The organism is Phormidesmis priestleyi ULC007 (assembly GCF_001895925.1).
GTDB classification, from domain to species: domain Bacteria; phylum Cyanobacteriota; class Cyanobacteriia; order Leptolyngbyales; family Leptolyngbyaceae; genus Phormidesmis_A; species Phormidesmis_A priestleyi_A.
In genome coordinates this window covers 76,845-84,876 of sequence record NZ_MPPI01000017.1, presented here as the reverse complement: position 1 = coordinate 84,876, position 8,032 = coordinate 76,845, and the positions used below count along the sequence as shown (strand labels likewise).

6 protein-coding genes and 1 pseudogene are annotated in these 8,032 nt (G+C 48.1%); 3 read left to right on the top strand and 4 right to left on the bottom strand.

What is annotated here, in order from left to right; all coding sequences use genetic code 11:
- Together BRW63_RS28965 and BRW63_RS30165 are read left to right on the top strand one after the other, a co-directional pair.
- The coding region (locus BRW63_RS28965) for an HNH endonuclease signature motif containing protein (protein WP_143162059.1) at positions 1–262 on the top strand (262 nt) is incomplete at its 5' end.
- 248 nt (positions 263–510) lie between these two features.
- Positions 511–641 (top strand): annotated as a pseudogene (locus BRW63_RS30165) (IS4 family transposase); the annotation flags it as partial.
- On the opposite strand, the gene BRW63_RS15675 reads toward BRW63_RS30165, so the two are convergent.
- A complete protein-coding gene (locus BRW63_RS15675; protein WP_073072600.1) occupies positions 638–1,216 on the bottom strand; it encodes an SMI1/KNR4 family protein in 579 nt (192 codons plus the stop codon). The pseudogene BRW63_RS30165 and the gene BRW63_RS15675 sit on opposite strands and share 4 nt — an antisense overlap.
- Positions 1,217–1,224: 8 nt before the next feature.
- Positions 1,225–3,102 (bottom strand): RHS repeat-associated core domain-containing protein, encoded by a 1,878-nt coding sequence (locus BRW63_RS15670; protein ID WP_073072598.1) that lies wholly within the window; start codon positions 3,100–3,102, stop codon positions 1,225–1,227.
- Positions 3,103–3,975: 873 nt separating this feature from the next.
- On the opposite strand from BRW63_RS15670, the gene BRW63_RS15665 reads away from it, so the two are divergent.
- Positions 3,976–4,347 carry a hypothetical protein gene (locus tag BRW63_RS15665; protein ID WP_073072596.1) on the top strand — a complete coding sequence of 124 codons (372 nt, stop codon included), beginning with the start codon at positions 3,976–3,978 and terminating at the stop codon, positions 4,345–4,347.
- Between the two features lie 72 nt (positions 4,348–4,419).
- On the opposite strand, the gene BRW63_RS15660 is transcribed toward BRW63_RS15665, so the two are convergent.
- On the bottom strand, positions 4,420–5,757 hold the full coding sequence (locus tag BRW63_RS15660; RefSeq protein WP_073072594.1) for a family 1 glycosylhydrolase: 1,338 nt from the start codon (positions 5,755–5,757) through the stop codon (positions 4,420–4,422).
- Between the two features lie 12 nt (positions 5,758–5,769).
- A complete protein-coding gene (locus BRW63_RS15655) occupies positions 5,770–7,971 on the bottom strand; it encodes a GMC family oxidoreductase (RefSeq protein WP_083582978.1) in 2,202 nt (733 codons plus the stop codon).
- Between the last annotated feature and the right edge of the window lie 61 nt (positions 7,972–8,032).

The following is an 8,032-nucleotide window of genomic DNA, read 5'->3' as shown; positions in this document are numbered from 1 at the left end:
TGTCAAAGGGGAGAAATCCCCTTACGATGGCGACTTAACGTACTGGAGTGAACGTAACAGTAAACTCTATGACGGTGCGACCTCTAGAGTCCTAAAACGACAAAACCATTCCTGTGCCTGTTGTGGATACAAGATGACCTCTGAGGAACAGGTTCACCTGCATCATCAAGATGGAAATCACCACAACTGGAAAGCGACAAATCTGGAGGCTCTACACGAGTCTTGCCATAATTATGCACACAGGAGCAAAGGCACAGCCTGATTGAATCGGGAGCCGTGTGCGGGAAAACTTGCACGCACGGATCTAACTGGGAGGGGAGGGAGATCATACTCCCCCTCGACCCAACCACAAAATTTGAGCAGGTTTTAACCTCGAACCCTGATTCAACCGTAGGCTTGATCTTTTTTTCAAAGTCAGGGGTGGAGCTAACATTGAAAAAATAGCTCAGTCCTGAAACCGTAAGCCCTGAAAGCCTTTTGAAATCGTTCCAAAAAATGTCCGAACCATTGATTAAGAAGCATGGACGCAGAGCCAATAGTATCTTTCGCTATGGGTTTGACTGTGAACGAAGCAGTGTTCTCAAACTGGAACAGAAACGAGTGATTTCTTAGACGTTCTACAATTTTCGTCCTGTAATTAGGTAAATACAAGAGGATAGAAGTTTAAAGAGAAGTCTCCAGGAGAACTTCCTTCTACATATTCAGGAACTAAATCAAAGGTTTCGGTTCCATAGCAGAAGTTTTGAATGAAGTTGAAGAAATCGCGTCCCAACAGCACCGGATCAATGCAGTCAGGACTGACCGAATTTGCCCAGTGAATTTCATAGCTTCCATCTGACTCTTGGTAGGTTCTCAGATCCCAAAAAATCAAATGTTCACCCGTAGCAGATTCCCCAAATACAAACGCAGATCTCAGTTGCTCTATATATTGCTGGTCACGTTTAAAGTTCTCTCCGAATCTTTCAATGTGCCGAATCGCCTCCTGTATACGTCGCTCACTGGCTTTTATGAAGAACTTCGTTGGGCAGTAAACTCTTGCAATATCCGATAACTCTCCCGATCCCAAAACTTGGCAGAATTCTTTATAGCCTGAAGGAAGGATGATTTTGTACTCAGCTTCCGTAGCGCTCAGTGTCTCTGCGTTGAGGGTTTCTTGTCCCTCGCCCACAAGAACTTCTAAACTCTGAATTAGTTTCTTCCATTTTTCTGACATCATTAAAGTTCTTAAGGGTTGAGAAGGAGTAATGGGCGAATCGTTGAAGCCGCAAAGCTAAAAGGCGAGATGAAAACTACGGAAGCATCAACAGCGATTGGTCTCAGTAGCTTTGTAGCATTTGGTTTAGGTCGCTGATACTTCAAGTTAACCGTTAGAACGGCTGATAAATGCCCTGTATTTGGCGGACATTGCTTACTGTTATTATCATACTGAACCTTATCAATGTTGGCTCTGATTGCATTTTCAAAAGCTCTCCAAGTGGACTGTGGATTCTGATTGTATCCACTTCTTGTTTGTGCAAAAAGATTGTTCTCGTCTCTGCCACTTCCACCGAGTTGTGCTCCAACTATGTGTCCAGCATCATCTCCGGTTCTACGATCTGGAACTTTACTTCTAGCTGATGTGGAAACATCCGAACCCGTTCTAGTAGGCGAAAAAATTATCGCTGCTTTTGTCTTATCAGACACTATATAGGTATTTGGATCAGCTTTCCTAGCTGTAATGACCGATGTGATATTGGATGTGTTGTGTGAACCATTTTTGTCAACATATTTGATCTCGCGATATTGGGACCCAACAAAACCGTGCAAGCCCGTTGGATCAGTAGTATTAGTCGGTGAATTCCCGACATACCTATATAAATTACCGTCCCCTGCCCCAAACCCTGTAGGGTCTTGCCCAATAAACCGTCCATTCCGGGAGTCATAATACCTCGCCCGGTAATAGTACAGTCCGGTTTCGCCATCGAATTCCCGCCCGGTGTACTGATAGCGCGAGGTATCGGTTGCATTCGTCATCGTGGAGGTCACATTTCCAAACGCATCGTAGTCATATCGATTCCGCACTGTCCCATCGTTTCCAACCAGCGCTCTGACTGAACCCAACTGGTCGGTCACCATCCAGGAAACATTCCCACTGCCCTTATCTTGCGCGAGGATTTGGTCTACTTGGGTGCCATAGAAGTAGCGCACCGTAGGCGTTGTTGCGGTGCCATTGAATTCTAGGGCGAGGTTGCCTCGGTCGTACACATAGCGTGTTGTCATTCCCTCTGTCGTCTTGGCAATGCGTTGATTGTGAGCATCATAGGCATAGGACACGGATAATCCTGCGGTATCGGTAACACTGGTGAGACGATTGCGGGAATCCCAGTTAAACGTCCCCGTTACATTCGTGGCGATTTCGGTGCGAGTTTTAAGATTGCCCTCATCGTCGTAAGTGTAAGCATACTTCCCGTCGGAGGAGAGCTGGTTATTGGTGCCCGTGACGTAACCCATGTTGGTGCGATTGCCATTGGCATCATAGGTGTAATTCTCATCGGTGCGCGCCACTGAGCTGTAGTCCGCCTGTTTCAGTTCATCATTTTTGGCGTAGTTATAATTGACAAAGGTGCCGTCTGCATTCTGCACTTTACGAATCCGACTGCCATTGTCGTAGTTAAAGGCGTAGCTAGAGAGTATTCCTCCCGTGGCGTTAGCGTGTTGAATCTGGGTCAGGCGGTTGAGTGGGTCATTGTGAGCATAGGTGGTGGTGGCTACGGTCTGATTAAATGTTCCTCCGGTCAGGCGTTGCAGGGTTTCCATCTGCCCGACGGCGTTATAGGAGAGCTTGACGCGCTTATTGGTTATCCCAGCGCCTGACTGAGTAATTTGGGTTGTCCGATCGAGGGCATCGTACTTATAGGCAGTAGTGCCATCGGCGACTCCATTGATGGTATTGGTGACCGATGTGAGGTTTCCTGCCTGGTCGTAGCTATAGTTTAGTGCCACGCGGGTCACGCCTCCCACCCCGAGATTATCGATCGCCCTCAATCGATCGAGGTCATCATAGGTGTAGCCATACTCCGAAAGTTTCGTCGTCGTTCCTCCGGATACTGAGTTATGTGACATCAACTAATCGATCGAGGACATCGTATTGAGAGGTGAACGATCGCGTCACGGCTCCTGCACTCATCCAATTTTCTTGGGTTTGACGACTCAAATTATCGTACTCAAAGGTGCGGGTCAGCCCATTGCGATCGCTTTAGGACTCCTCTCTACTCCGGGGGCGGGGTGTTCTCCATCGATATTTAGACGCTACCGATTCCCAAATGCCCCAACACTCTCGTATCAGCCATTTCGAGAGTCATAATTAACGAAGCCTCATCAAGGATTCACTTGCGTTGTCCTTAGCATTCTTGCCCTAGCCCTCTCACCTGGTTTGGCTCCAAGCTTGTTGGACACTTAACCTTGTCTGCTGATTCTGCCCTCCCATTACTGGTTGAACATTCCAAGGCGGACATCTGCCTGAACACTGACAGGGAAGGGCTTTTGAAGTCCTTCCAACTCCCCCGAACGACTTCGAGTCGCACATCTAACTATTGATTATACGGAAACTTTCCGGGTATTTCCCCTCACTTTTCATCGGAGATATTAAAAAACGATCGCCCCGCACTTTCCCAAAGAAACGGTTGCTCCGCAGTTCCCCATCGGGTAGTCGCACCCCTCAAAAATTTAACACTCAAAAAACAAAAAACTCCTGTAGAATACATCGCAGTGATGAAGTTGTGCCCCGAAGCCTGATCTGCGAAATCAGACTCCGAGGACTTCCATCCCTAGTTAAACCAACTAACTCAGGAGGCGTTCATGATTGTACACCGTCAGCTTTGCTATGGGATCTTGAAAGGCTGGAATCAAGATCCTGCATATGTTTTTCATCCCTTTAGAATCTCTGAGAAATCGGCATTCTTGTCCTCTTTGAAGTAACCGAGAGGACAAAATATTATGGGAGTTAGGACGATCGTTCCTGGCTCGATTTCGTTCACCGTTGAGTTGCGTTGCTCAACCGAAAAACGGTATCGAGTCAGTGTGACTTTGGATTTGCAAGAGCGTTACATCTTCCTTTCGTCTGGCATTCTCGTGAATGTCAGCGATCGCATTGAAGAGTTTGTTTCACAACTGAGTGAGATTGCATCCAATCAACTGGCATTGTTCAAGTGGGATGGCACCAGTGATTTGATGACTGAATATCAAATTGTTCGAGTGTTGCCGGGATATCAAGTTGAGCGTTCTTTAGTGAAGTTCAACATTGCGATCGGGAATGGTTCACTGATTCAAGTGGAGGAGTTGCACAACAAAATCACCATTCAACTCTAGGAAGTTGGACGTTAGGGAACCGTCGATTGCCTCATACTTCACATTCATGCGGTTCCTTTTCATACAACTCACCTAAACCTCTATTTTGAGACGAGCAGGCTGACTCGTTACTTCAAACATTTCGCCGTGAGGGACGATCGTCATCTGTCCAAACTCTTTTAGCAAGTCGCGATATGCCTGAGCAACGGGGCGCGGATTTCGCTCTAAATCGTATAGACCACAAGGATTTACTGTGCCTTTTTTCTCAGCGAGTTCGATATCCCAATCGATTTGGTCAATCAGGCTGTACCAATTAAAGCCCAATACGGGAACGCCATCTTGTCGCATTCGCAGCACGTTAACCCACTGTTTCCACAGCCAGCAGGATGCTTTTTCAGCATCTAACACATTCGTCTCAGTGTGCATTACGGGCTTGCGATAGCGATTGTAATACTCTCTAGTGATTTGATACCAGCCAAAGACATCTTCACCTTGACACATAGTGCCATCAGGCAAAAGAATTTTCTCGTTGCGTCCATAATAATCGTTGCCCATGACTTGATAGCCCGGCGGCTCACCTGCCATAAACCAATCATATTCAGCGCGAGTCAAGCCATTATCGAGTAGATACATGCAAACATCTGCGTCGGGTGGAAACGCATAGAGCAAATCTAACGATAGAAAACGCAATTTGTTGAGTAACTTCACCTCTTGAGATTGCACCGAACAAGCTTCGTGGATATACTCAGCGCTTTCACTTTGCACCACAACTAGATCAGGGCGACGCTGGGCAAGGCTTTGAGTGCCCAAAATGCTGGCGGCAACAATGTGTTTCATCGCCGTGACAAACGCCCGATCGCTCTTGAGTTGTTCGTTCCATACTCCATTTTTGGCGCTGGCTTTTGCTGTCACATAAATCTCGTTAACGGGCGTGTAATAACGCACCCAGGGATAGCGATCGGCAACTGCCGCGCAATAGTCTGCAAAGTGAATCGGCAGATCAGGGTTTTGAAAATTGCCCAACCAATCAGGAACACCAAAGTGCATCAAGTCGAGAATCGGCGTAATCTCTAGTCGCTGCATTTCTTGCATGACTTCATCGGCAAAACTCCAGTCATAGCGTCCTGCGTCGAGGTGAATGCGATGATAAGGCAATCCATATCGCAAGACATTCAAACCCAGATCTTTAACCAGTTGCAAATCTTTTTGCCAGCGTTGATAGTGATGACACTCTTCCAATTCATCGCGGCGAGTTTTTCCGTGATCAATAGTTGGATACGAGCATTCAATTCCCGTTGCAAACATAAAGTTTCCGGGGCGGGTGCTGGGTTCCCCTTGTCCTGTTGCTCCGGCTGCGCCTCCCTGTCTGTCACCGGGATATTGATGATTGCCGTAGCGTTTCTGAAGCTGTTCTAAAAATCCTGCTGTCACTGAAGTTATTCCTTAATTATGCTGAAGAAAGCGATCGGCGGTCCGTAACGAGAGTGCCATCAGCGTCAAAGCCGGATTCACACTCAGCGCACTCGGAAAAATGGAATTATCCATAATATAAAGGTTGGGCACATCAAACGATTTACCGTCAGAATCGACAACGGCTTGAGTCGGATCGGTGCCCATGCGACACGTTCCGATCGTGTGAGCGTTGCGCTGAAATGTCCAGAGATTTTCACCGCCTGCTGTCTCCCAAATTTGACGCATCAACGATTCTGCATGGGCGGTCATGCGGCGTTCGTTTTCGCCGTTGGTGAAATGAATGCGAGGTTTTGGCAAGCCGCGATCGTCCCGTTCGTTAGACAGTTCTAAATAGTTATGCTCATAAGGAAGACAGTCTCCGAGAATATTGATTCCGGCAGTGTGGTTGTAGTTGAGCAGGTGAGAATGTAGGCGATCGCCCCACCACCCTGTTCCTCGTGCGACCTGAGAAGCATAGGTGACGGGCATCACGCCAATACTTTGCAGCAGATATCCGCCTGCAAAATTTGCGTCTTGAGGGCGGTGAGTGTCTTCCGAAATCAAACCACCCGGAATGCCTTTATAAGGTCTGACTTCTTCAGAAAACTGTCCCCACACTTGCACACCAGGATGCGCCATAAAGTTGCGTCCGACCTGACCGCTAGAGTTTGCAATGTTGTTCAGCAACAACAATCGGGGAGTCTCGATCGCGCCTGCACACAAAAATACGGTTCGGCAAGGTTGGCGCTTTTCTTCGCCTGCCTGCACATAAATTACTGCGGTAATGCGATCGTCGGTATCTCGCTCAAACCGCGTCACAAAACATTGCGATCGCACTTCAGCCCCATGCTGCATCGCCAACGGAATGAAAGTGACATCCATACTGGCTTTTGCACCAGTCGTGCAGCCTGCCTGACAAAATCCGCGATTAGTGCAAGCAGCCCTCCAACCCACACCGGACTGAAAATAAGGCGCAGAAAGCGCTGCATTTGCGGCAGGAGAAGTCCGAATTCCCAAGGCTTCACAGCCTCGCTGCATCAGTTGTGCGGCTCCATTTAGCGGCAGCGCAGGCAGTGGATAGGGTTTACGATCGGGTTCCCATTCATAAGGAGACGCACCTGAAACTCCCAGAAAGCCCTCAACTTCTTCATAGTAAGGTTTGAGATCGTCGTAACCAATTGCCCAATCTACGCCGACTCCAAAGTCGCGGTAGAGGTGAAAATCATCGGGGTGCGGTCTGGGTACGTAAGCAGTGTAATGCAGTGTAGATCCGCCTACGCCAATGCCAGAATTGTTGTTGCCGAACGCGATCGGGTCTTCTCCAGCACTGAGTCGCTCATCTGTCCAGAAAAGCTTGGACTGCGATCGCTCATCCGTTGCAAAATCCTCAGCGGGATGCCAATGTTCTCCCGCTTCTAGCGCGACTACGCTAAGTCCGGCTTGTGCTAACCGCGCTAACAAAGGTGCCCCACCCGCGCCTGTTCCGATCACTACTGCATCGACGATATCCTTTGTCCCATAGCGTTGTAAATGATTCGTTTCTTGCAATATAGATTGCGTTGGCATTCGGGTTGGCGATTCTGTTAGTGATAATTGGATTGTTTTTCCACTCTGTGGTTCCCAGGGTTCTAACTGATTGAGTCCGATCGCTTGCCAACCTTTTGCATCCGCCATTCCGACATAGCCAATTTCTTCTTGCGCTAAGGGATGGCTGTAGTAAGTTTCGGTGAGTTCGACTAGCAGTTCCTCAAAGTAGCGGACTGAAGGCATTGGTTCCCAAGTTTTTCCGGGTGCTTTGCCCTGCTGAATCGCGGTTAATACCCTATCTTGTTCTGACTCAGACAGCGCGACAAAGCTGTGCCCAAAGAGGATTTGAGCACTTTCTTCTACTCCAGTTAACCCTGCTTGATGGGCGATCGGGTCAGGAGGCATCGTGTTATAGCGCCAGCCATCGCCAGTGCCAGTCGTTAATCGACGATCGAGCGCGCCTGCAAGGTCAATCCCGTGAGATTGAGAAATCAGTCGATCGGTAACTGCCTGCAAAATTGCGAAAGATTCTGCATTAAAAAAACTGGGTTCTAAGGCTGGTTCTTCTGCCAGCCTTGCTTTAATCACTTCTCTCGTTTTGGGAGTAACCTGCGATGTGTCTAGAAGAGAACGAACCGTTCCAGGTGGGTAAGGACTTTGTTCCATATTGACTTGTGTGCTAAAGAACTAAGCCCCAGGGTATGTAAACGTCATAGAATAGACCTCC